Source organism: Nesterenkonia sp. F (genome assembly GCF_000220985.1).
Taxonomy (GTDB): domain Bacteria; phylum Actinomycetota; class Actinomycetes; order Actinomycetales; family Micrococcaceae; genus Nesterenkonia.
The window spans coordinates 1-2,063 of the sequence record NZ_AFRW01000044.1 but is presented as its reverse complement, the minus strand read 5'-3'; the positions used below and the strand labels follow the sequence as shown (position 1 = coordinate 2,063).

Annotated in this window: 2 protein-coding genes and 1 pseudogene; 1 reads left to right on the top strand and 2 read right to left on the bottom strand. The window is 72.2% G+C overall.

Translation table 11 applies throughout. The annotated features are described in order from the left end of the window. Positions 1-905: zinc-binding dehydrogenase (locus GU5_RS0103890; protein ID WP_010524269.1), on the bottom strand; the 905-nt coding region annotated here is incomplete at its 3' end. Positions 906-1,076: 171 nt separating this feature from the next. Continuing rightward, positions 1,077-1,808 (bottom strand): TSUP family transporter, encoded by a 732-nt coding sequence (locus GU5_RS0103885; protein WP_010524268.1) that lies wholly within the window; start codon positions 1,806-1,808, stop codon positions 1,077-1,079. Positions 1,809-1,876: 68 nt separating this feature from the next. Here GU5_RS0103885 and GU5_RS0103875 point away from each other — a divergent pair. Continuing rightward, positions 1,877-2,063: pseudogene (locus tag GU5_RS0103875) on the top strand (glyoxalase); the annotation flags it as partial.

The following is a 2,063-nucleotide window of genomic DNA, read 5'->3' as shown; positions in this document are numbered from 1 at the left end:
GGATCGATGAGCAGCTTGCCGTTCGCCTCGCCGCGGCGGCTGACCTCCATGGCCTCGGCGGCCTCGGCGAGCGGGAACGTCCGGTCGACGACGAGCTCGAGCGTGCCGCCGGCGAACTGGTCCAGCAGCCCGGCCAGCCGCGGGCCGTCCGGACGGACCCAGACCCAGCGGCCGCCGCGCTGCTCCACCGACGGATCGGCGATGGAGATGTGCCGACCGCCCTCGGCCAGCACCGCGGTGGTCTCCTCGACCACGCCGCCGACGAAGTCGGCCACCGTCGTCACCCCCTGCGGCGCCAGCTCGCGGACACGCTCGACCAGGCCGTCGCCGTAGACCACGGGCTCGACGCCGAGGTCCCGCAGCCGCTGATGGTTGGCTTCGGAGGCGGTGCCGATCACCCGGGCGCCGGCGCCGACGGCGAGCTGCGCGGCCAGGTGGCCCACTCCGCCGGAGGCGGCATGGATGAGCAGCGTGTCGTCGGCGGTGAGGTCCAGGGTCTCCAGCGAGCGCTTCGCGGTGAGTCCGACCAGCGGCAGCCCGGCGGCGGTCGCCAGGTCCACCGTCTCGGGGACCTTCGCCACCGACGTCGCCGGCACGGCCACATGCTCGGCGTAGGTGCCGCCGTGGACGTAGTCCTTGCGCGCGTACGAGGCGACGCGGTCGCCGACGGCGAACTCGGGCGTGTCGGGACCGACGGCCTCGACGACGCCGGAGACGTCCCACCCGGGGGTCGCCGGGAAGACGATGTCCATCATGGCGTCCAGCCCGCCGGCCATCAGTTTCCAGTCCACGGGGTTGACCGCCGCGCGCTCGACGGCGATCAGCACCCAGCCCGGGCCGACCTTCGGCGCCGGCATCTCGGTCAGGGTCAGGTTCTGCGGGTCTCCGTATGCGGAGTAGGTCATGGCACGCATGTCCACGGCAACACGCCCCGACGCCGACGCATTCCGGTGCGCTCCCGTCGACTGCGAGGTCATGTCACGTCCGGACCGGGATGTCACGCGCCTGTGAGCCCGTGACATCCCGGTCCGGACGTGACACCCCGTCAGGGCTGGAAAGAGCGGTCGTCGGCAGCCTCAGAGCAGCAGGTTCACCGCGCCGACGGCGGTGAGCACCAGCACCAGCCGGTCGAAGAGCCGCTGCGAGATCCGCACCGCCAGCCAGCGGCCGGCGAAGGCGGCGACGACGACGGCGGGGACCAGGACCGCCGCGATCAGCGCGACCCGAGCGTCCAGCAGCCCCAGTCCGATCTGGAAGGGGACCTTGGTCAGGTTGATCGCGAAGAAGAACCATGCGGCGGTGCCCAGGAAGGTTCGCACCGGCAGCTGCTTGGCCAGCAGGTACATGCTCATCACCGGGCCGCCGGCGTTGGCGACCATCGTGGTGAATCCGCCCAGCCAGCCGTAGCCGAACGCGGCGGCACGCCCTGAGGACGGCTTCGCCGCGGTGCGCCGCCGCCACAGGGTCAGCCCCAGCAGCGCCAGCAGGATCGCTCCGATCACCCGGCGGACGACGGCGTCGTCGGCCACCCCGAGGAAGACCGCTCCGACCAGCAGCCCGACCAGCACCGCCGGGACCAGGCGCCGGAGCGTGGCCCAGTCGACGTCATGGCGATACATCCAGACGGCGAAGAGGTCGCCGACGATGAGCAGCACCAGCAGCGCCGCGGTCGACTCGCGCGCCGGCAGCGCGGCGGCGAAGACCGCGACCGCCAGAGCGCCCGCACCGGGCACCGCGGTCTTGGACAGGCCGACGATCAGCGCACCGCAGGCCAGCAGGATCCAGGTCATCAGGTCGAGGTCGATCACCGGCCCAGCCTATAGGCGGCGGCCCTCACCCCTGGCCCGGACCGAGCAGGATCTGGTGCCATAGCCTCATGTCCATCGAGAGGATCGCCCCGATGCTCACCGTCGACGACGTCGACGCCGCCGCCCGTCAGCACTCTGAGGTGCTGGGCATGGAACTCGTCATGAACCTGGGCTGGGTCGCCTTCCTGGCCGACGACGCCGGCCATCAGCTGGGCCTGATGACCGCCGACGCCTCGGCGCCGGTCAACCCGGACG